Here is a 23,117-nt window from a genome sequence, read left to right as displayed (position 1 = left end):
CCCGTTTGGTTCGGCTTGGTGGCGAATAAATTCCAGTGATAAAAACTACGCGTAGCACAGTTCCAAAAAACTGTTATACCAAATTTTTACAGCAACACAACTGTAATTTATAACTTGCCCTAGGGCAGATGCAGTCTAATTTCACTGCCGGCGGCGGACTTGAGCACATCAATACGGGTCTGCAACTGCTCCTTCATTTCCGACACGTGGGAAATGACGCCAATCATACGACCGCTGGCCTGCAGATCCATCAGGGTCCGAATAGCCATCTCCAGCGACTCCTGATCCAGACTGCCGAAACCTTCGTCGATAAACAGGGTGTCGAGTTTTATCCCCCCGGCGTAGGCCTGAACCACATCGGACAAGCCCAGCGCCAGAGACAACGCCGCCATAAAGCTTTCGCCGCCACTGAGGGTTGCCACCGCCCTCACCTTGCCGCTGTAGGCGTCTTCCACTTCCAGCTCCAGTCCCGACGCCTTGTTTCCCTTGGCCCTGTCTTCCTTGCGCAGCAAACGGTACCGGCCCTTACTCATCAGTTGCAGGCGCTGACTGGCCTCTCGCAGCACATCATCGAGCAGCACGCTCAAGACAAAGCGTTGCAGACTGAGTTTGCTCTGGCTGTTGCCGTTGGCCACATCGGCCAGGGTTCCCACCAGGGCATATTGCGCGTCGAGTGCCCTGGCGCTGTCCGCTTCCTGCTGCAATTGTCTGGCGGCATTGCCGAGCTCCTGCATGCGCCCATTGAGCCGCAGCCATTGCTCATCGGATTGCTGAAAGCGAGCGTCGGCAGCCGATTTTTGGGCCGTCAGGGCATCCAGATCCGGTGCTTGCCGCTCCTGCAATTTACGTTGCTGGGCCGCCAACTGTTCCCTGAGACTGTGCCTTTGCCTGTGCCAGTCCTGAATTTCCTGCTCAAGAGACTGTTGCTGTGCCTCACTGCGCCATGCGCCCTCAAGGGCAGCTGTATCGGCAAAACCGGAGGATTGCAGCGCCCGGGAAAACTCAGCATCGGCCTCTGCCAGGCGGCTTGCGGCACGTTGAGATTGCTGCGCCGTATCCTGAACCGCACCTTTTGCCCGCGCCAACTCATTGGAAGCCTGGTCACGAGCCAGCAACAAGCCTTGCTGCTCAGTGGCAATGGACATCAACAAGGTATCGATTGCCTCCAACCGGCCGCTGAGGGCTCGGGGATGCTCCAGTTCGGCAAGTGCCTTGGGCATGGCCGCCAGGGTTGCCTTCCTGTTTTCAGTAAGTTGGATGAACCGCTGATTGGCCTCTTCCGCCTGCCGGGCGAGCTGCTCGGTTGTCTGCCGCTGGGTATGCCAGGCTTGCTCCGCCTTTGCAATATCGCCCCTGAGTTTATGTAGAGACTCGCTGGCTGAGCTGGCATCGGCAAGGGCTTGCCTGAGCGATTGCAAATGCTGTTCATGGGCGGCGAGGCCTTGGGCCGCGGCTTCCCCCAACTGTTCACTCAACTGCCTGAATTGCTGTTCCAGCTCCTTTAAGCGGGACTTGGTGTGGCCATAATTGCTGCGGGTTTCCTGGTATTGCTGCAGAGCATGTTGCTCCAACAGCCTGGCCGACTCCAACTCTTGCTGAGATGGCAGTTGCACCTCGGTTTGCGCGGGGCTTGGGTGGCTACAGCTGCCACAAACCGGGCATGGACTGCCTTGCTTGAGTTCATTTGCCAACATGGCGGCCTGACCTGTATGCCAGGCAAGCTCAAGGGTTTTGCGCTGATTTTCGGTCTGTTCTTTGGCGGCCTTGGATTCCAGGCCCTGTTTTTCGAGATCGCCGAGTTGCCGATGGAGCGTCTGTTGCTGGCCCGCCAGAGCGTCCAATTGCCGGACCCGCTCCAGAATCACGTCCTGGCGCGCCAACTGTTCGGTCAATTCCACCTGTAAGCTCGCCTTGGCCTCCAATGGGCTCACGGACTCAAGCATGGCTTGTCGGGACGCTTCCAAGCGTGCCAGCTCTTGCAGCCCCTGTTGTTGCTGCCCGCGGGCCGACTCCAGTTGGCTACCGGCCTGCGCCAACTGCCCCTCTATGTCCTCAAGGGCGGCCATTCTCGGTTGCCAATCCTGCAACTGCTGCTGTTCCGCCAGCAGTGTTTGTTTTTGTGCATCCACTTCGGGCAGCCTGGAGGCCGCCTCGTTCGCGCGCACCAGTGCTTGCTCGGCCAAAGCCCGTGCTTCAAGCGCACTTTGCTGTTGCTGCGCGGCTTCCTGATTTTCCTGCTGCCGCTGCAGCAACTGACGCTTGAGCGGCATCAATTTTTCGGCCTGGCGTGCCAGGGTCAGTTGCGTTTCTTTGGCCGTTAGCTGCTCGCGGCCAGCTTCTACAATGGTCAGTTGCTGCCCCAAAAGGCTAAGCTGGGCAAATTCCTGAGCCAAGGCCTGGGCCTGGTCGAATGACCTGGTCGCTTCGGCCATGGCCGAAGCTGTGTTGTCCCGCACCAGCTTTGCCTGTGCCAGCTCGGGCGTCAAGGCGACAATGGCTGCATCCAGTTCGTTCTGACTTTCAAGGCCCACGGTTTGCAGTATGCCGCTGCGACGCGAATCCAAATCCCGCTTTTGCCCCTTGATGTCCAACGCCTGCTGCTTCAGACGCTCTTCAATACGGCGATACACATGGGTCTGGAACAGTTGGCTGAAAATCTTTTCCCGCTCCTTGGAGTCGGCCAGCAACAACTCACGAAACTTACCCTGGGGCAAGACCATGACCTGGCGGAACTGGTCCACATCCAGCCCGGTCAGTTCCTCAATCAGACTGGTGGCATCGCTGACCTTGCTGGCCACCAGCACCTCTCGGCGTCCGTCAGTATGGATACGGCATAGTTCTGCCTCGGCCTTTTGCACCGTGCTGCCATCGCCGCGACTTTTGGCCCGCAACTGCTCCGGGATCCGGCGCACCAAATAACGTCTGTCGCCCAGTTCAAACTCAAAGCTGACCTCGGTCAGCAGACCATCATCGGCGGTATCGCAACGCATCTGGCTGGCTTCACGTTCGTTTCCCGTGGTCTTGCCGTAGAGTGCAAAACAGATGGCATCCAGGATGCTGGTTTTCCCAGCCCCCGTGGGCCCGTTGATCAGAAACAGCGGGTTACTGCCGAGGACGCTGAAGTCGATAGTTTGCCTGTCAGCAAAGGGGCCAAAGGCGCACAGTTCAAGTGTCAGGGGTCTCATCGACTTTCCTCCCGGTGGAGCGCTTCAATAAGTTCGGTCATCAGCTGCCGCTGCGCATCACTCATGGGCTCGCCCTGGACCTGGCCGAAAAAGTCGCTGAACATCTCCAGTTCGCCCTTTTGCACCCTATCCCGCTCCACGTCACCACTGGCCTGCCTGGCCATCAGTCCGGTGCGTTCAAGGTGCAGCACATTGGGATAATGACTTCTGAGTTTGCCCATGGGATCAAGCAGCGCCTGGGTATCAAGCAGGCGCACCATGAGATAGTCTTCACGGCCGGGATCGGTTGGTGCCTGTTCCAGCAACTGTTGCAAATAACCTTCAATAATGCGCACATCGCGTCTGGGAGTCAGCGGCAACAGCTCAATGACAGCAGGTTGCCCCGCTTGCAATCCCACCAGGGTCACGGACTTGTTCTGGTGCTGCTCGCTGAAGGAGTATTTAAGCGGTGAGCCCGAATAGCGCACATGGGGGGCGCCTTTAAATTGTGGCCCGTGCAAATGTCCCAGGGCGGCGTAATCAAAAGCACTGAACAGCATTGGGTCGATACGATCGGCCCCGCCTATGCTGAGCGGTCGCTCTGAGTCTGAGCCGCTGCCACCATCGAGGAAACAGTGGGCCACCACAACCTTGGGCAGTCCGTCGCCGTCTTGCCCCAGCACCTCATCGAGCAGCAGGGCCATGGCGTCTTGATGGCTGCTGAGCTCAACCTCAAACAACTGGCGCACCATGGCGGGTTCGGCATAGGGAATGGGATAAAACAGGGCGGCGCCGGAATCACTTTCTATTCTGACGGGCTTGATATGACGCTCCAGCGGCCCACAAATGTGCAGTCCGCTGCCACTCATCTGCCTGGCGCCGAAACCAAGACGCTCGTGGCTGTCATGGTTTCCGGCGATCATGATGACGGGTATTTTGAGCTCCAGCAGCAGGGTGTCGAGAAAGCGGTTGAGCAGGGCCACGGCATTGGCAGGCGGAATGGCCCTGTCGTAGATGTCACCTGCCACCACCAGGGCATCCACCCCGTGCTCAGCGGCCAGTGAGGCAATCTGCTGCAGCATCAATGCTTGTTCATCAAGCAGCGATTCATTATGGAGTTGCCGGCCAATATGCCAATCTGAGGTATGGATAAATTTCATCTGGATGTCCCTATCGGGTGAAACTGCGGCTATCGATCTAAAGGGCAAAAAACAGGCTGCGCCGGCTCAGAAACTCCACTGGTATTGGCTGGCCAACAACTTGATGCTCATGGCAACCGACATACACACCACCAATGGCTTGATAATGCGGGTCCCCTTGGTGACAACCAGTCTCGATCCCAGAGAGGCTCCCAGGGCCTGGCCACCGAGCATCATCAATCCCAGCATCCACACCACCTTGCCACCGAGCGCAAAGCACAACAGCGAGGCAATGTTGGTGGCAAAATTAAGCACCTTGGCGTGAGCGGTGGCCTTGGCCAGGCCAAAACCGGCCAGGGACACAAATGCCAGTGCAAAGAAGCTGCCGGTGCCGGGCCCAAAGAAGCCATCGTAGAACCCTACCCCAAGTGCTGCGGTCATGGCAAACAGCGCCGGTGTCAGCACTTGATGACGGTCCTCTTCTGAGATCTTTTTTGAAAACAGAAAGTAAGCACCTATGGCCAACATAAGAAACGGCAACACCCGCGCCAGAATGCCTGCATCTATCAGTTGCACTGCTATGGTGCCACATGCGGAACCGACAAAGGCCGCCAAAATGGACATTTTAAGTGCAGCGAGATCCACCATACCCTTACGGACAAAATACAGACTGGCGAAAAAGCTGCCACCACAGGCCTGCAGTTTATTGGTCGCCAGCGCCGCTGTTGGCGGCAATCCGGCCCACATCAACGCCGGTATGGTCAACAGTCCGCCACCGCCGGCGATGGCATCGATAAAACCGGCCAGGGTTGCCGCCGCCACCAGTAAAGCGGCCATTTCCAGGGTCAGTTGAAAATCCATGGGTACGTATCAAACTCCGGGGATGGTCGGCACACCGACCTGTAAGCCTGTGATGCAGCAGTCGAAGGTCACTGCGGTCAGGGCAAGAAAAAGCCACCCCGAAAGGTGGCCAGGTTCAAGACAACTCAGTGATGGCAATGGTCGCCACATTCGTGGTCGTCATCCTCATCATCCATGAATTCGTCATCACCTTCCTGATGCTGCATCACACCCCAACCGTCGGTCATGCCATCATATTCAGCGGCAAATGTGTTGAGCTCGGTTTCCTTGGCAACCAAAGCATCGTATTCAGGCACCATATTGATGGTGACTATCAGTTCCCACTTTTCCAGCTCATCGCTGAAATTCAGCTCCAGCTCACCCTGTGCCTCAGACTGGCTCAAATCTTCCAATGCCGATTCGGCATCGCGCTGATCATCAAATACCAGAAAAAAATCCACTTCAAGGGGCTGGCTTAAATCTATGCCGGCCTCTTGCATGGCTGCCAACATTTGACCGTTATCATCATCCGGAAATTGCATTCTGACTTTCCTCTTACGCAGCAACGATTTGCACTGTTTGTCCCTGGAAACTGACCACATCACCGGGCAGCAGTTTTTTACGTTTGCGGGTTTCCACCTCGCCATTGACGCTGACCAAACCCTCGGCTATCACGTGCTTTGCCAGGCCACCATCACTGCACATGCCCTGTGCTTTCAATACCTTATACAGTTCAATATAGTCATCCCCGGCATGCAGGGACAAGGTTTGGATTGATTCGCTCACGCGAGGACTCCATAGGTTGCAGAAATTGGGTGGCATTATACCAGCAGTTCATGACCGGCGGCAGGAAATAGTATCAGGCCAACAGGCCGTAAATACAGTCATCATGCCATTGGCCCCCGATAAGCGTATGTTGCTTCAGTAACCCTTCCAGCTGAAAACCACACTTTTCCAACACTCTTCTGGAACCAAGGTTATCTGCGGCACACCAGGCGATAAATTTGTGTACCCCGTACACATTGCGGCCCCAGTCAATCACGGCCCGGGTTGCTTCGGTGGCAAACCCTTGGCCCTGGGCTTCCGGTGCCAATAAATAGCCCACTTCGGCACGCTTTGATACGCCATCTTCGCAATGGAAGCCCGTGTAACCGACAAACCGGCCATCCAGGGTCTCTATCACCAAGGTCAGCCAAAGTCCCGATTCGTAGTACCAGGGTAAGTGCCTTTGATTGAATTTTTCCTCAATCACGGCCAGGGGTTCAATGTCGCGCACCAAGCGGTTTACCGACTCATCGAGATGCAATCGGATAAAGTCGGGCTTGTCTGTCTCCCTGAGATTACGCAACCTCAACCTGTCGGTATAGAGTTCCACTTCCACTTTGTCTTCTCCCATAAAAAAAACGGCAGCTTAGCTGCCGTTTTGACTTTACCCTCTGCTGGTCACTTCCAGCAAGTGGTAACCAAACTGGGTTTTGACCGGTCCCTGAACCTGATTCAGTGGGGCACTGAACACCACTTCATCGAACTCGCGGACCATCATGCCCGGCCCGAAGGAACCCAAATCGCCCCCTTGAGCCCCGGATGGACAGGAGGAGTGGCGTTTGGCCAGTTCGGCGAAATCAGCCCCTTCGAGGATTTGTTGTTTCAGTGCCTGGCACTGCTCCTCGGTATCGACCAACAAGTGTCTGGCAGTGGCTTGAACCATGGTAAAGCTCCTTAAAGTTATTGGATATCTGTGGGCGCCCAACGACCGTCCCTAAACTGCACCAAGCCAGTATAGGGACAGTGATGGCCCGTGAACAAGCTTCAGGGGCAATCAACGCAGAGAAGCAATCCAACGTTCTATCTTTTGTTCCATGACCGCCATAGGCAAGGAGCCCGAGGTCAGGATTTGATCGTGGAACGCCTTGAGATCAAACTTCTCGCCCAATTCCTTTTCTGCATGGGCCCTGAGTTCCAATATCTTCAATTGCCCCACCTTGTAGGACAGAGCCTGGCCGGGAATGGCCATATAACGCTCCACTTCGGCCACAATATCAGACTCGGCCATAGGCGAATTATCCTTCATGTACTGGATGGCCTGTTCGCGGCTCCAGCCTTTGGCGTGCAAGCCCGTATCCACCACCAGGCGCATGGCCCTGAGCATTTCGTCTGACAGTTTGCCAAAGTACTGGTAAGGGTCGGTAAACAGCCCCATCTCAATCCCCAGATACTCGGCGTACAATGCCCAACCTTCTTCGAAAGCGGTATAACCACTGAAACGCTGGAACTCAGGCACACCGGTCAGTTCCTGTTTGATGGCAATCTGGAAATGATGTCCGGGAGCCGCCTCATGCAACGACAGAGTGGTCATGCCCCACTTTGGCTGAGCCTTGAGATTAAAGGTATTGATATAAAACACTCCGGGACGACTGCCGTCGACGGCAGGAGCTTCATAGGAAGCGCCCGCGGCGGATTGTTCGCGGAAACCTTCCACCGGCTTGACGACATAATCGGCCTTGGGTTTGACATTAAAATAACTGGGCAACACAGCATTAATCTTGTCTTTAAGCTGCATATAGCCATCGATAAGCCCCTGACGTTCATCGAAAAAGTATTGCGATTCAGAGGAAAGACTGGCGAAAAAAGCCTTGAGGTCACCGTCAAATCCGACTTGCTGGCGAACCTTGTCCATCTCCGACAGAATACGAGCCACTTCGTTGAGACCGGTTTGATGTATTTCATCAACCGACTTGTCGGTTGTGGTATGCATATTGGCAAGATGCTGATACCACTGCTTGCCATTGGGTAATCCCCACCAACCGTCCGTTGCACGGGCCGCTGGCAGGTAGGTCTGGCTTAGGAACTGCTCGATTTTCGCCATCGCCGGCAGCAGCTTATCCTTAATCATGCTTTGGTATTGCGCGGTCAGCTTCGCCTTATCTTCTTCACTGAAGTCTTCGGGAAGCTTAGCTATGGGAGCGTAGAAGACACTGTCTTCGACCTTTTCCACCTGTTGTGCCTTGAATTGGGGGATCATTCGCTCCACCAACACTCTTGGCAACACGACCGTGCTGGCCATGCCTTCCTGCATTCTCTGCTCGGCTAATGCCAACCATTCGATAAAGCCATCAACCCTTGATTCCCAGTTGAGATAGTCCTGAACCGTGGCAAACGGCTGCGCACTTTCACCGCTGCCCAATTGCACCATGGTGATCATGGTACTGTAAAACTGATTCATCGGCAGGAAGCGGCTTGGGAAGGTTTCTGCGGTCAGGGCCATGTTACGGTCATAGACAAAGAGATCGTAGCTGAGTTGCAAATCAGCAGGTAGTTGGCTTCTGTCTATCTTCCTGGCCTGCTGCAAATAGCCACTGTTAAAGTCGTGGCGGGCTTTCAAGTATTCTTCGGTCAGATTATTGCCAAAAACCCCGTTGTAATCGTTAACCCCGATGAAAGTGGCATCCAGTGGCTCAAGTTTTAGATATTCTTTAAAGAAACTCTCAACCAAAGCCTGATACTGGGAAGCCGCAGAGACTTCCGCCTGAACCTGTGTCTGTGTGCTATCAGAGTTAGCCTTGGAGGTGACTGAATTGTCATCGCATCCTGCAAGCGCGATACCTATGCTGAAAGCCAGCACTGCCTTTTTCATATTATATGTCTCCGTTTATCTCTGCTGTCGCTGGAGTTTTCTATACTGGAATTAGATACGTTTTTGGAGTCGCACCATGATCTACTCATTTCGCAACTCCGGATTCAGGGATCCAGAAACCGGCGTCTATAACCAAACCTATTTCATGGAAGTCTTTCACAGGGAATGGCACAGACACTTAAGGGAAAACCAGAGTTTAGCCCTGCTCTATCTGTGCCCCAATATACATGAAAGCAGCGACCAACCCCATCTGTTGGAACTCTTTACCAATGAAATTCAAAATACTCTGAAACGGGCAACAGATTTAATCGCCAGATTGGATAAGGAACACTTTGCCTTGGGGCTGTTCAATATAGATGCTGAGGGCACTGCCATAGTAGCCAAGCGCATAGAAGAACAAATTTCTGAGTTCAAGTCCAAATATGGCAAAGATAAAAGCTTGATGCACAACTACAAACTGATTGCTTGTATTTGCCACCCGAGCAAAGAGCACAAAATTGAAACCTTATTCAACAGCACCGAAGCACTGTGCAAAAAAATCGAGTCTGACCCTCATCAACATATCGTATTGGAAAGACTACAGTAAAAAAGAAGCCACCCGGGGGTGGCTTCTTTTTATTAGCTTCGCTTATCTGATGAATTACAGCGTGATCTTGTGGATCCGTGCCTTTTCTTCAATATAAGCAATGTAGCTCTTGGCACTGCGCTCGGTCTTCTTGTCATTGGCAGCCAACTTGGCTTCCTTGTAGGCTGACTTGTACTGTTTCAGACTCAGATGAGCCAGAGCCAGTTCAAAGTGCGCCTCACCGGGATTATCCAAACCGGCTTCGACAGACTTCTGCAGCACAGGAATAGCTTCGCTGTATTTCTGATCCAGAGCCAACAAACGCCCCTGTTTCAGGTACAGCTTACCATCATTACTGACCGCGGCTGCTTTACCATAGTACTCGGCAGCTTCCTTCAGTTCCTTGGCGTTATGGTAGAAACCCGCCAGGATACTCAAGTTTTTCTCGTTGGTCTCAATGAGCCCTTCTTTGAGGTGCTTTTCAAACACCTTAGCTGCGCGGTAAGGAGAACCGTTCTGAGCCAATAACTGGGTATAGCGCGTTACGTTGCCAGCGGTATCGAGGTAACCATTGCGGTAGGACAAATCGTAAGTCGCAAGCGACTTGGTATAGTCCTCAGTCAGCAGATAAAACTGTGCCAACTGGACCCACAGCGTTTTGTCCTCCTGGAACAAAGGCACCATGATTTCCAATACCTTAACCGCATCCTTGTACTGCTTCTTATTGAAGTAAGCAGTCAGCTTCATCTGATAAAGACCTTTATCAGGCGAAGTGGCATGAGATAGTCCCTGGTCAGCGACTGACAGAACCTTATCCCACTCTTTCAGCTCGGTATAGGCTACGCCTATGCGACGATAGACCGAAGAGTCATCCTTCTTACAGGAGAAATCCATCCACTTGTAATAATAACTAATGGCTTCCTTGAATTTCTTTTCCTGCAACAGCAAGTCCGCATAAAGCTTCATGGTACCGGCATGATCAGTGCCACCGAGAATATCCGCGTCTACGGCACTCTTGAGGTATTTGATCGCGGTTCCCATCTGGCCTTTTTCGGCATAGAAGTTACCCAGCATACGATCGACATAAGCTTTATCGAACTCACCCTTGGGGTTGGCTTCCAGCAAAATGGCTATCGCTTCATCCAACTTACCGTCGGTATAGGACTGAAAGGACTTCTGTACTTTCTTGGCAGCGCTTTCGCCCACAGCTTTTGACTGGCGCAGTTCCATTGGACATTTTTCGGCGGCATTGGCTACTGGTGCCAATACCAAGCCGGCAGACAAGGACAGCAATAAAGCGCTGGCAAGCTTATTCACTTGACGCATCACTTACCTCCTTTATCCAGTTTAAAGTCCAATTGAACCGTCATGCCTGGTTGTTTCATGGGCTTACCATCAACAATTTTAGGCTTATATTTCCACTTCTTAAGCGCACGAATTGCCTCTTTATCGAACAGGCGCTTAGGCTCTGCCTCGATAACCTCGACATCGTCTACACCGCCAAGTTCGTTGATAGTAAAGCGCAACTGCACCCAACCTTCCTTACCGTCGCGAGCCGCAGCAATAGGATACTGTGGTTCGATACGCACGATAGGAGTTGCATCACCATCACGGGTCATCATATTGCCCAGCTTAAAACCTGTGCTTGGACCACCTGCTGCCACACCACCCATGTTAAAGGACATAGAGGTGTCGATGTTAGACGACGTGTCCGGTGGTGTTGTGTCAGGCTTTGGTGGCTGCTCCGGTGGTGGTGGTGGCTTAGGTACTACCCTCGGTTTGTTCTGTGCCTTGGAATCCTGTCTGTCCATGGTGATTTCAATCACCGGAGTCTCAGCTGTGGTGTCGGCGCGCTGTGCGCCGCCACCTACCAGGAATGCCATAAACCAAAACAAGCCGAAAGTTACAGTAGCACCAATAATGATAGATACTAGTGCTCTCAACATATCAGTCGTTCCCCGCAGATACAGCTATCTTGTCGATACCAGCAGCCTTGACTTGATCCAGCACTTTGACAACCAGACCATGTTGGGCCTCTTTATCCGCCTGAATAAGCACTGATGCTTCTGGAGCTTCGGCCAACATACGTTCTACGTTTGCTGTCACGCGCTCAATATCCACCTGACGGTTTTCCATCATGATGACGCCGGTCTTGCTGACGCCAATAAAGATGTTTGCCGAAGGCTTCTTGGTCGCTTGGGCCGCTGGTGGTTTGTTGTAATCCAGACCAGATGGCTTCACGAATGATGTAGTCACGATGAAGAAGATCAGCATGATGAACACGATGTCCAGCATCGGGGTCATATCGATCTGTGCTTCCTCATCTACATTGGAATGCTTTTTACGAGCCATGTTCAATCTCTCTCTAGTGGTGCGGCATGCTGTCTTTTAGCTTTTCTAAGCTGATCCTCATTTTGGCATCCAAACGGGTACTGAAAAATACCCCTGAGAGTGCCGCAACCATACCTGCCATGGTAGGCATGGTTGCCATTGAGATACCAGCCGCCATCAAACGAGCATTACTCGTCCCCTGAACTGCCATCACATCGAACACTGAAATCATACCGGTCACAGTACCGAGCAGACCTATCATGGGGCAAATTGCCACCAGGGTCTTAATGATCAGCATACGTGCATTCATATCTTGCTTCGCTTGGGATACCCAAGCTTCACGGATGCGGTGTGCATACCAAGAGGTAGTTTCCTCTCTGGCATCCCATGCGGCAATGATGTCGAGGTGCTGTTTAGGTGATATCCAATTCAGATACCAGTAACGCTCCAACATCAAAACCCACATCAGGAAAAGTACACCCGCAACAAGCCAGAGGACGTCGCCCCCGGTGGCCATGAAGCCCCTGACGGAATCCCAGACATCCATCAGGAATAGCATCATTAGTCAGCCCTCTTCTCTGCGTGTTCAGCAATGATACCAGCGCTTTGTTCTTCCAGAGTTTGTACAATTGACTTGCTGCGAGCCACAACAATAGCGTGAACCAGCATCAGAGGCAGAGCCGCAATCAGACCTTGTACAGTGGTTACCAGAGCCATGGAGATACCACCAGCCATCAGTTTTGGATCGCCAGTACCGAACAGCTGGATGCTTTGGAAGGTAGCAATCATACCGGTTACTGTACCGAGCAGACCCATCATAGGTGCGATAGCCGCCAGAACCTTAATGATGGAAATGCGGGCTTCCAGAGCTGGAGTTTCCTTCAGAATCGCTTCGTCCAGTTTGAGTTCCAGGGTTTCAACGTCAACATCTTTGTTATCCTGATAAACTTTCAGGATACGACCCAGAGCGTTGTTACCTGGATTGGCGATGTTCTTACGCTGAGCATTAACTTTGGTGCCAACCAGAGTCAGAGTCAGCAGACGCTCAAGACCAATCAGGATACCCAGAGCCAGCAGGCCGATAATGATGTAACCAATTGGGCCACCGGCTTCCAAACGATCTTCAAAGCTTGCTTTCTGAGTGAAGATGTTCAGCAGAGTGCCACGGGCTGGATCGATGTACAATTTCTCAGCACCGCTTGAAGCACCTTCCCACTTGGCGATAGGCGCTACCTGGTAACCTTCAGGCTGCTGTGACAACTCCTGGATCAGGCCCAGTTCTGGGTTGTAAACCACATACTTACCATCGGCAGTCAGGTTAAAGTTACCAACACGGTGAATAGTGGTGTTACGCACGTTACCGTCGATGTCAGTTACAGCGCCTTCAAACTTAACAACCTTACCGGATTCAACCATTTCAAACAGTTGCTCTTGCCAGAACTTTTCCAGTTCTTCAATTTTTGGCAACTGCTTACGAGCACCCAGATCAGCGATGAAAGCGTCACGCTTCGGGTATTGAGCACTGATGTTTGAGCCGACCAGCTTACCAGCGAAATCACCGGCTTCACCTTTAACCACACCAAACATTTCACCGAGGTCACCCTGAGCGGTTTTCAGATCTTCTTCCAACTGCGCAATTTTACGCTCGTTGTCCAGGAAAGCCTGGTTCAGATCCTTGCCACGCTGCTTTTCGGTAGCCAGAGCATTCTTTTCACGTTGCAACAGTGCCGCTTTATCACCACGCTCGGCTTGGAATTCAGCCTCACGCTTGGCATTAACCTTGCCATCTGCGGCACGGTCAGTTTTGACCTGTTGCAGCAGTTGTTCGATTGTTTTAGGCGCATCGGCCGCGTTCACCATACCGGCAGTCAGCGACAGGCTGGCTGCAACCACGGCAGTAGTAATTAACTTCTTCATTATTTTGCAGTCTCCGCAGCTGGAATTGGTAATGCAAAGAGGTCAAGAGCACCCTGTTTACGGGCAATACGAATACCTTTGGTCAGTTCACGCAGATGAGATTCATCCATGGTGTCCCAGCCTTTGGTTTCAGGGTTGTACATCCAGCCGGTCTTTTGATCCAAGCTTTGGGCATACAGGGCTACACGACCCAGGTTGAAGAAATCAACCAATACATCTTTACCGTCCAGATTCAACTGACCGGTAGTCACAGCAACGAAGTTACCGTATTCACGCTCGATGCTGTAGGCATCCAGGATCAGACGGTATTTTTCTGCCAAGGTAACTTCAGCAGTACTTAGCAGATTTTTCAGGTTTTCAACGCGCTCTTTACGCACTTGAGTGTTGAATGGCAGATCCAAGGCAACGAACTGCTCCAGGGCTTCAACCATTTTGAACATCAAAGGCACTACGCCCTGACGCAGCTTATCAACACCGTTGATGTCGTCCTGGATAGCCTTCATAGAGGCTTCCTGATCGGCAACCAGAGTTGCAACGTAGTCGTTATAGGCTTTCAGCGACTCGCGCTCATCAGCCACAGTGCCATATTCAAACAGCATGTCCTGTGCCTGATCAAAAAACTTGTCAACTTTCTTCTGAGACGCAGCTGCATCAGCGTGGATCTGACCGTCAGCCTTTTGCACGTCAGCAAGAGGATCTGCCGCCACCAAGTTGCTGCCGGCCAGAGCCAACACGCCAACCAGTGCAGCAGCGATTTTTGTTCTATTGCTTACCTTGGACATAGTTCCCAACCAATTTGAAGTGAATTAAAAAGGTTTAACTTAGGGGTAACATCGACAGATTGTTTTACCAATCTCATCTTTGCCACACATAAGTATGTCTTTCTCTTGTGATTGTTAGTTTTTTCTTTCCCTTTCCTATGCCCCGCAGGACATAGACCCGCTCGCATCATTCCACAAAATGTTGACCAGTGTCAACAATTCACAGGGGAAAAGCAGCCTGCTTGAATGGTAATGACATTATGGATTTTTTGGTCGTCTTATTTTCGATCAAACGATTCAGAAGCCTGCGGTGCACGGTGAGGAGCATCAGATCCATTGGCTAATGCCCAATGAGAGCATCATACGTTTTAGCCTCCAAGCAAAAGCGGCCTCTCCCCCCAAATTCCAGCAAGTGACTGAGATTTTCCGTCAATAGCTGTTAAGCTTCAACGTCAAATTTCTCACCCCACCGAGTCCCGTTTTTCACCAAGGTATTCAGGGTGACTAGCAGCTTGCGCTTGCAAGTGATAAGCGCACTTTGGGTTGCTTTCATTGAGTTATCAAATGCTCATAGTGACGCTTGAAAAACGGGTGGAGTTGGATTGCGGACATCATGGCGACGAACATCGCGGTTAGCACTTTGTGTCAACCACTTTAGATACGACGCTTGCCCCGGTAGCAACGCTTTCCCGGCTCATGGGCCTGTGGCTGTTAAAGTGGCAATATCCTTACGATTGAGTTTGCCTAATTCTGGTAGGTCACTGGGCAGGGTTTAGGTCTAGGCAAAAACCATTCCCAAGCCTGAATCGCTTGTCAGGGTGACCGCTTATTATGTTGTGTTACCACGCTTGCTCAGTGTTTCGAATTATTTTGCAAGGTTTTTTGAGCGGGAATTCGATGGATGTATATGGCAGATTCGGCTCTAGTTTCAAGCGACTTTTATCCATTGTGAACATATCAAGCAACTGAATGTGCCTTACCAGCCAGTCTTTAACCAATCTGGATTGTTGATCTGATAGCGGTTTGATTTCCGCTTTTAGCGAGGCTCCAAAACACTCCAATACGCCGGTCCGGGCTCTATCGGTTTCGCCCAATGGCCTGTGCAAACATCGCACTTGGATAGCGTTGACCACGACAACCGACAATCCGGCGCTGCAATAAACAAACACGAAAAACGTGTTCATAACGGCCAGTGGCGTCGGCAACAATACGATAGACATTCCGAGACGTCAGCAACTTGATCAATCAATCTAAACTTCATCATTGCTGATTGGAAAATCCCCCCCCCCTACGGGTGAAGTATGGTGTCGGACTTTAACTTGCCAACATCACCGTCGACATGAATGTCAACTTGGTTATCCGAGCGCATCACAATAGGCTGACTTTGTCTTGCTATACGCGCATGAGGCGCCTATGACTGTCCAAGTTGTCGCTATTTGAATCATGCAGCGCCGTACACTTGCTAAAAAAGAAACGACCAAACTTCGAACTGCTGCATGAAGGCCCTCAATGACCTTTGAGGGTATCAGTTTACCCATAATCACACGAAATGAACCATGCCAGCTTTACCGTACCTTTAGGTGAAAACGTTCAACACCCAATATAAAGTACCGCTCAACAAGTAGAGCGCACGTACATTCGCTTACAAGGGTCTAGAGTGAACTGTATCTATTGGGCTTATGCTCTGTTGGCCCAACTCTTTACAAATCTGTAAACCAAAGCTTGCTCTGAAGCCAACCAAGAAACAATTTGCCACAAGAAATATGCTTAACCCGCTATTCGCTACAAATATAAAAAGACCGCCATTAGGCGGTCTTTTTTAGTTTCTAAACTTTTTAGAACTTCATGTTGGCACGCACGAAGAAGTAACGTCCCATAACGTCATAGGTGTAAGGATCCGTGTTGGAATCGTTGTTACCTGTGAAATATGGAGGCTCTTCATCGAGCAGGTTATTCACACCTGCAGTCAGCGTGATGTTGTTAGTCACATCATAGTAACCTGACAGATCATGGTACATGATGCTGTCGACGGTCGGTGCATAGCATGCATCTGGATTAGCGGTACACTTACCCAAGAATGATGTCATATCATCGATATAACGCATTTCATAGGTCAGACCCCAATCATCGCCACGAGCAGTGATGTTCAGGTTAGATTTCCACTTGGCATATGCACCATCACCAGCAGTGATGTAGCCTTTAAAGTCTGTGACAGCGCCGTCTTGGTCAGACTCTTCAAAGGTATCAAGGATTGAAGTGTCCAAAGATGCACGCCAGCTCAGTCCAGCAGCATCAAACGCGTAAGCAACGTTGATGTCATAACCAGCAGTCTTCTGACCACCCAGGTTTTGCAGACCGTTATCAAAACTGATACGACCTGTGCCATCGATGGCAATATGGGACGCCTGACACAACGCAGTTTCAGTGTTGATGAGCTGACCATTGGAACCCAAACACTGGGCCGCAACATAGGAGTCATCAACGGTGTTGATAGCGTTGCTGATGTCAATGTTGTAGTAGTCAACGGTCAGAGACAAGCCTTCAACGAAGCTGGGTTCAATTACCAGACCAACAGTGGTGATATCTGCTTCTTCAGGAGTCAACAGTGGGTTACCACCGGTGGTAACTTCAGCCTGATCTTGCTGAGAAGCTGGATGCTGAACTTGTTCGAACGATGGTGATTTACCACCAAACAGTTCATACACAGTTGGTGCGCGGAACGCGGTAGAGCGACCACCACGAACCATGATCTGGTCGTTCAGTCTCCAGGTCAAACCCAGTTTCCAAGTGGTATCATCACCAAATGTGCTGTAATCGAAATAGCGCATTGCGGCACTCAAATCGACCTGCTCAGCAAAAGGCAAATCATTCAGCAGTGGCACTGCCAGTTCCAGGTAAGCTTCGTTTACGTTGAACGAACCAGAAGTGGGTTCAACGCGAGGATCGTTAGCCAAACCTTGAGCTGTCAGAGAATCTGGAGTGTAATGTGCCGCTTCTTCACGGTGCTCAACACCAGCAGCAAAGCCCAGGAAGCCCGCAGGCATTTCGAACAGTTCACCAGAGAGAGAAGCAGCAAAGATATCCAGTTCGCTACCACCGCTGTTCACTTCGGTGTAGATAAACGGAGCAATGCTTTCGCCCATCCAAGAAGACTGCAGGAATGGATCGAATTCACCAGCCAATACTGCCGCGTTGATAGAACCAATGTTGTGCAGGTTAGCCAGGGTATCTACAGAGTCGTTCTTACCTTTGTTGTAAGAAGCATCCCAAGTCCAACCGTTTTCGAACTCGCCTTCCAGGCCAACCACAGCACGCACAGTATCAACTGATTGGTTGAAATCACGGGTACCGGATTCAACCATACGACGGCCATAGTCCAGTTTTTCACCTACTTGAGCCCATGGCAGCAGATCGTCTGTCATCCAACCGGCGACACCGTCTACACCGCCACCACTGATGGGGTTATACACCCAGGAATCGTTGTTCCAAATTGGCTGTGGAGCCATTTGCTGGTTTGACCAACGCTTGGTGTAGGTCGCTTCAGAGAAGAAACGAATGCTGTCTGACAGTTCATAGGTACCGGCAAAAGACAGGCTCAAGCGCTCCATTGGCGTAGACAGGTAGCTGTCCTTGGCATAGTTGTACTTGTCGTTGTTGTCACCAGCACTTACAAAGTCATGATAAGAACCGCCACGACCACTCACGTCGGCCTCACTCATGCCGTCGAAGTACTCGAATTCAGGAATTGCATTGCCATCTTTATCAACTTTACCGCTATCAACGTAATGACCGTAATGGCCTGAGTCGCCGATAGCGTATGCGCCATCAGGACCGGTTGCGGTGATACCGTGGTTCATGTTGCCCCAAACGTGGCCACCCTCGGAGAAAGAGCTACCGCCACAGTACAGGGTCTTGGCACCGTTAGGGCCAGTTTCAGAAATTGGGCAGTCAGAAAAATCACGGTCAGCCTGGCTGGCATCACCACGATGGGTATATGCCATGTTCAGGACAACGTTGCCCTTATCAAAGTTAGTCCCCAGAGTCAGGTCAATGCTTGACTCTTCGCCGTCACCGTGCTGAGACATGCCAGTCTGAGCATTCACTTCGAAACCTTCGAAGTCGCGCTTCAGAATAATGTTAACCACACCGGAAATGGCGTCAGTACCATAGATTGCTGAAGCGCCATCTTTCAGAACTTCGATGCGCTGAATCATTGATACTGGGATGGTGTTCAAATCCACAGAAGAAGCTGCACCAGTACCTGATGCGATCATACGACGTCCGTTAACCAACACCAGAGTACGTTCAGTACCCAAACCACGCAGGTTAACACGGGCGTTACCGCCTGAACCGTTGTTTATGCCTGGGTTGGTCATGGCACCACCGGCAACTGCCATGCTTTGCAGGATACCGTCGATTGAAGTAGCACCAGTGGCTGCAATGGTAGAAGCATCAATGACGCTAACAGGGCTTGCAGTTTCCATATCTGCGCGTTTGATGCGCGAACCGGTTACTTCGATACGCTCAACTTTTTCGCCATCGTCAGCAGCAAATACTGCTGGGATTGCTAAAGCAGAAGTGGCCGCACCAGCGACCAAGGCAAAACGTACAGATTTTGCCAGCATGCTGTTCTTAAGCATTGTCAATCTCCCTGGGTTTACATTTTTCTTTTTTATGTTGTCGGCCGGTTTCCAGCGTTAATTAAACACCACCAAAACCAACCAACGTTATACATCAACGAAACATTCGCCCGAGTATGTAAACACATCAAACACAACTATTCAACAGCAAAATGCTTGCAAAACTCAGCATTCACGCTCTTGCCAGTACAATTTTCACCCACCGCTCTACCAAACATGTCCATTCGCAGGGTAAGCTTTTAAAAAATAAAAAAGGCGCCATATGGCGCCTTTTTTATTACACAGTTTTCTGAAATGAATTCTGCTCAAAGAGTATACCGAATGCCTATCGCAATACCGTCGTCTTCAGAGACGGACATTCTCGCTTCCTGAGCCGCATCGGCGCTGCTGAAGTCGCTGAAATCCTTGCGCCCCTCTATATAGAGCACTGTGTCTTTGTCCCAGATATAATGTAGCCCCATTACAACAAATTGACGCTTGAATACATCGTCAGGGTCCGTGTTATTTGGCTGAATGACGTAGTCATCGCCGGCATTCAACAGGTTATATGACAACAACACTCTGAAATCATTATCAAATCGATAAGACATGAGGGATTCAAGGCCATAGGCATCCCGGATAAGACGTCCTATATTATCGGTGTCATGGTTTTCATTTTTGTTTGCGTTAACCGCAACATACAGCCCTTCGGCATCAAAGTTGCCATAGGTCAGGCCCACACCATAAATAAGATCTACGGCGGTGATTTGCTCGCCTGTGCCGTACAACACATCGAATTCACCCCGATTGATACCGGCTGACAGGGTCAGCTGCTCTGCCAACTGGTAGCTAACAGAACCACCATAGGTATAGTTGAAATCGACCTGCTGGGCATCGGCCGCGCCGCCCTGCCAAAGCAACTCACAATCCTGCTGGCTGATATTCTCGGCATCACAGGTATAAAAGCTACTGTTCTTCAGCTGTACCTGCACGGCAAAACTGATATCACCAAAGGCATTGCGATACTGTACGACTTTGTCGCCACGACCTGTGCCGTTAATTGCGCCATCGTCCTTGTTAAAGGTGTAGACACCGGCCGCGTTCCCATCCCATACAAAACCCAGGTTGGTGCTGTAAACCACGTCATACCAGGCGCCCCATTGCTTACCTATGGTCAGCGAACCATATTGGTCGTGGGCAATACCTGCATATCCCAAACGGTTATAAAAAAACTCTTCCTGCACCGACTCGAACTTGTTGTTATAAACAATTTCCGAGCTGCCAAAGGGATTCACCCCCCACTCCAGCATGGCAAAAGCACGCCAGCCATCCTTGAGTTGCCGGCTGAAATCGAAATTGATCCGGGAAGCGCCATTGACCACTTCGGTTGTATCCTGGGTATGGATCACCCTGGCATCCACAAAACCACCGATAGCGACTGCGTTCTTGCTGTCCTTATACACTTCGATTGCGCTGGCTCCCGGTGCAATGGCGATTGCCGTGATGGCGGCTGCGATGAGAGTCTTTTTCATAATGCTTACCTTTGGAATGACTGAATCACTAATTCCGTAATTAAATTACAATCCGTTAAGGCCGAGATTAACAAAGTAGGTCAAGCTGCACAAAGGAAAAGCCGGTCCAAACCGCGGTTCAATCACGATTTTTATTAATAGGAACTTAATTAGCCAGCAATTAAAACAGCCAAGTAACGACATTGCACCTTAAACAACCAATTTACACATCAAATTAACAATAATTGTTTACCCAGGATTTCGCTGTAATTAATATTCAAAACAGAAAATACGGGATCGACAATCGGCCGGATCTGTTTCTCAAGATAATACTCATAATCTATTGGTTGGCGGCTAAGCTGCAGCGGCTCAGCCCCCTGAGTCGTCATCACATACTCTATTCTGGCGCCTCTTTGGCCCCAAGCCTGATCGCCGGTACTCTCGAGTAACACCCTGGCCGCCTTCACATGGGGTGCCGAAGCACTGTAATCCACAAGCTTTCGCCTCAGACGCTTGCGGAACACCAACTCATCATCCAGGTCACCTTTAAACAGGGCATCAATATTGTCCTTGATGTAAGCAACCATATCTTCACCGGCAAAGAGTCTGCGATAAAGCTCATGCTGTAATCGCTTAGCCAGTGGACTCCAGTCACTGCGAACCTGCTCCATGCCCTTGAACACTATGCGGGACTGACCATGATCGTCATATTCCCCCACATAGCGCTTTTTGCTGCCCTCGGCAGAGTGCCTCAAGGTCGGCATAAAAAAATGCCGGTAGTGACGCTCATACTCCAGTTCCAGAAAACTTTCCAACTGCCATTCCTGCCACAACCTGTCACGCCAAAGTTCATTGACCCGGTTCACCAGCATTTTACCGGTAGCATCGGCATCTGCCGCCTCGTCCCCAAGCCAGACAAAGGTGGAGTCCGTGTCACCGTAGATCACCTGGTAACCCAGCTCTTCAATCCAGGCGCGGGTCTGGCGCATGATTTCATGGCCCCGCAGGGTAATGGAACTGGCAAGCCTGGTGTCGTGGAATACGCAACCACTGGAGCCGAGCACCCCGTAGAGGGAATTCATGATGATCTTGATAGCCTGGGACAAGGGCACATTACCGTCCCGTTTGGCCTCCTCCCTGCGAGCGGCCAGAGTGGCGATAATGCCCGGCAAAATAGGTTGCTTGCGGCTGAACCTGGCGCCTCTGAAGCCGGGAACCGAGTCTTGCTCGCTTTCCTGAAGTCCTTCTATCAAGCCCTTGGGATCGATTAAAAAACTACGGATAATTGAGGGATACAAACTCTTGAAGTCCAGCACCAAAATATTGCGATACAGACCGGGAAGCGAATCCATCACATATCCCCCGGGGCTGTCCTGACCGGGAACGGCTCCCATGGCCGGCGCCACATAACCTTGCCGGTGTAGATGAGGCAGATAGAGGTGGGTAAATGCCGCCACCGATGCGCCGACCCGCCCCAGCTCAAGACCCGTCAATCTGGCCCGTTCCAGGGCAAACTCAAACAGGTGAGTCTGGGCGAAGATTTCCCATACCAGTTGGCAGTCCATCAGGTTATAACGGGCCAGCGCCGGTTTGTCCTTCAGGAATAAGCGGGTGATTTCCTCCCCCCTGTCATCCACCTTGTCGATAGCCTTCCCCTTGCCAAGCAAGGCAGAAGCCACCGACTGCAGAGAAAAGCTGTCGAACTGAAAGAAGGCGGCCTTAAGCCAATCAATGCCATCCAGCACCACCCGGCCCGGTAAATCCAGGGTTTCCGGTCTGTGCTTATCGGCGACTTTCCAGCCAAGCTCGCTGCCTCCCCGGCCAATGGCCAGTGCAAGTCCATGGTGTTGTGCGCGGCGGCTTAGCAGGGACAAATCAAATCCCACTATTGACCACCCTATGATGATGTCGGGATCGGCTGCTGCAAACCAAGCTATGATGGCTTCCAGCAGCGCTTTTTCATCGCTGACCCATTGGATATCACAGTCGCTTGGCGCCGCCTTGGCCTCCCCCGCCTGCCCGACCATAATGACCAAGGGCGCGACATCGCCGAAGAAACCTATGGAATAGAACTCGCCCTGCATGCTGCACTCGAGATCAACAGATACGGCCTTGAGGCTTATCCCCGGATCCTGCGAAGCGCACCTGACCCTTTGGGCCTCAAACCGGCGCACACCGGCAAGGCACTCCACTTCATAGCCAGAAAACTCGGCATCCAAGGCCACGAAACGCTCAATTAAAAATCGTTGCTCCGGCCTGATATCATCCTCAAACAGGCGAATACCCATATCCGTTGCCATCCGCCGCACTTGTCTGTGGGCCCGGGCTGAAGGTAAATAGAGCGCGCTGACCGCCTGCCCCTGGAAACTTTTAAGGCTCAGCGGCTTAATCTGGCCACCAGCCTGTGCCACGGCTCGCTTTAACTGCAGCGCGTCCTGCTGATGGCAAAAGGCAAGCCAGGGCTGATCCCTGACAATCACCTGGACCGGGCCCTGCGCTGTGGCCACATAATATTCCAGCACAGACTGTCCCTGCTCAAGCCTGTTTGCCCGGGTCAGGATGCGCCCGCTAATCACCGAGGTGACTGGGCTGGATAAATGATGATTGTCGGGAACAGACATGGGCACGACCACAGA

General features: G+C 51.6%; 18 protein-coding genes. 1 reads left to right on the top strand and 17 read right to left on the bottom strand.

Annotation, left to right across the window (positions count from 1 at the left end; translation table 11 throughout):
• Nucleotides 1-119: 119 nt before the first annotated feature.
• The 8 genes from JYB84_RS06500 to JYB84_RS06465 all read right to left on the bottom strand — a co-directional run bounded on the left by JYB84_RS06500 (nucleotide 120) and on the right by JYB84_RS06465 (nucleotide 8,777).
• Nucleotides 120-3,185 (bottom strand): AAA family ATPase, encoded by a 3,066-nt coding sequence (locus JYB84_RS06500; protein ID WP_207322609.1) that lies wholly within the window; start codon nucleotides 3,183-3,185, stop codon nucleotides 120-122.
• Complete coding sequence (locus JYB84_RS06495; protein WP_207322608.1) at nucleotides 3,182-4,324, bottom strand: exonuclease SbcCD subunit D; 1,143 nt, start codon at nucleotides 4,322-4,324, stop codon at nucleotides 3,182-3,184. Before JYB84_RS06495 ends, JYB84_RS06500 begins: the two co-directional genes overlap by 4 nt.
• A 66-nt stretch (nucleotides 4,325-4,390) precedes the next feature.
• On the bottom strand, nucleotides 4,391-5,164 hold the full coding sequence (locus JYB84_RS06490) for a TSUP family transporter (protein ID WP_207322607.1): 774 nt from the start codon (nucleotides 5,162-5,164) through the stop codon (nucleotides 4,391-4,393).
• A gap of 125 nt (nucleotides 5,165-5,289) precedes the next feature.
• Nucleotides 5,290-5,685 carry a ribonuclease E inhibitor RraB gene (locus JYB84_RS06485; RefSeq protein WP_207322606.1) on the bottom strand — a complete coding sequence of 132 codons (396 nt, stop codon included), beginning with the start codon at nucleotides 5,683-5,685 and terminating at the stop codon, nucleotides 5,290-5,292.
• A 13-nt stretch (nucleotides 5,686-5,698) separates the two neighbouring features.
• A complete protein-coding gene (locus JYB84_RS06480; protein WP_228289709.1) occupies nucleotides 5,699-5,929 on the bottom strand; it encodes an RNA-binding S4 domain-containing protein in 231 nt (76 codons plus the stop codon).
• A 73-nt stretch (nucleotides 5,930-6,002) separates the two neighbouring features.
• Complete coding sequence (locus JYB84_RS06475) at nucleotides 6,003-6,539, bottom strand: GNAT family N-acetyltransferase (RefSeq protein WP_207322604.1); 537 nt, start codon at nucleotides 6,537-6,539, stop codon at nucleotides 6,003-6,005.
• Between the two features lie 33 nt (nucleotides 6,540-6,572).
• Nucleotides 6,573-6,851, bottom strand: coding sequence for a peptidylprolyl isomerase (locus tag JYB84_RS06470; protein WP_207322603.1), 279 nt, complete (start codon nucleotides 6,849-6,851; stop codon nucleotides 6,573-6,575).
• A gap of 111 nt (nucleotides 6,852-6,962) precedes the next feature.
• Nucleotides 6,963-8,777, bottom strand: coding sequence for a DUF885 domain-containing protein (locus tag JYB84_RS06465; RefSeq protein ID WP_207322602.1), 1,815 nt, complete (start codon nucleotides 8,775-8,777; stop codon nucleotides 6,963-6,965).
• A 76-nt stretch (nucleotides 8,778-8,853) separates the two neighbouring features.
• Between JYB84_RS06465 and JYB84_RS06460 the strand changes: the two genes are divergently transcribed.
• Nucleotides 8,854-9,363: a diguanylate cyclase domain-containing protein gene (locus tag JYB84_RS06460; protein WP_207322601.1), complete on the top strand. Its 510-nt coding sequence runs from the start codon at nucleotides 8,854-8,856 to the stop codon at nucleotides 9,361-9,363.
• A 54-nt stretch (nucleotides 9,364-9,417) separates the two neighbouring features.
• Here the strand turns inward: JYB84_RS06460 and JYB84_RS06455 are convergent, their stop codons facing one another.
• The 9 genes from JYB84_RS06455 to JYB84_RS06415 form a co-directional block, all read right to left on the bottom strand.
• A complete protein-coding gene (locus JYB84_RS06455) occupies nucleotides 9,418-10,668 on the bottom strand; it encodes a tetratricopeptide repeat protein (protein WP_207322600.1) in 1,251 nt (416 codons plus the stop codon).
• Nucleotides 10,668-11,288: an energy transducer TonB gene (locus tag JYB84_RS06450; protein WP_207322599.1), complete on the bottom strand. Its 621-nt coding sequence runs from the start codon at nucleotides 11,286-11,288 to the stop codon at nucleotides 10,668-10,670. Before JYB84_RS06450 ends, JYB84_RS06455 begins: the two co-directional genes overlap by 1 nt.
• A gap of 1 nt (nucleotide 11,289) precedes the next feature.
• Nucleotides 11,290-11,694 (bottom strand): ExbD/TolR family protein, encoded by a 405-nt coding sequence (locus JYB84_RS06445; RefSeq protein WP_207322598.1) that lies wholly within the window; start codon nucleotides 11,692-11,694, stop codon nucleotides 11,290-11,292.
• A 13-nt stretch (nucleotides 11,695-11,707) separates the two neighbouring features.
• On the bottom strand, nucleotides 11,708-12,235 hold the full coding sequence (locus JYB84_RS06440; protein ID WP_207322597.1) for a MotA/TolQ/ExbB proton channel family protein: 528 nt from the start codon (nucleotides 12,233-12,235) through the stop codon (nucleotides 11,708-11,710).
• Nucleotides 12,235-13,590, bottom strand: coding sequence for a MotA/TolQ/ExbB proton channel family protein (locus tag JYB84_RS06435; RefSeq protein WP_207322596.1), 1,356 nt, complete (start codon nucleotides 13,588-13,590; stop codon nucleotides 12,235-12,237). The genes JYB84_RS06440 and JYB84_RS06435 overlap by 1 nt, the downstream gene beginning before the upstream one ends.
• Entirely contained in the window at nucleotides 13,590-14,372 is a 783-nt protein-coding gene (locus JYB84_RS06430; protein ID WP_207322595.1) for a DUF3450 domain-containing protein, read from the bottom strand. The genes JYB84_RS06435 and JYB84_RS06430 overlap by 1 nt, the downstream gene beginning before the upstream one ends.
• 1,814 nt (nucleotides 14,373-16,186) lie before the next feature.
• A complete protein-coding gene (locus JYB84_RS06425) occupies nucleotides 16,187-18,991 on the bottom strand; it encodes a TonB-dependent receptor (protein WP_207322594.1) in 2,805 nt (934 codons plus the stop codon).
• Between the two features lie 305 nt (nucleotides 18,992-19,296).
• The gene (locus tag JYB84_RS06420; protein ID WP_207322593.1) at nucleotides 19,297-20,502 is read right to left on the bottom strand and encodes a porin; all 1,206 of its coding nucleotides are present in this window, start codon (nucleotides 20,500-20,502) and stop codon (nucleotides 19,297-19,299) included.
• A 209-nt stretch (nucleotides 20,503-20,711) separates the two neighbouring features.
• On the bottom strand, nucleotides 20,712-23,102 hold the full coding sequence (locus tag JYB84_RS06415; RefSeq protein WP_207322592.1) for a DNA polymerase II: 2,391 nt from the start codon (nucleotides 23,100-23,102) through the stop codon (nucleotides 20,712-20,714).
• Between the last annotated feature and the right edge of the window lie 15 nt (nucleotides 23,103-23,117).

Source organism: Shewanella cyperi (assembly GCF_017354985.1).
Classification (GTDB): domain Bacteria; phylum Pseudomonadota; class Gammaproteobacteria; order Enterobacterales; family Shewanellaceae; genus Shewanella; species Shewanella cyperi.
This window is presented reverse-complemented; position numbering and strand designations above follow the sequence as displayed.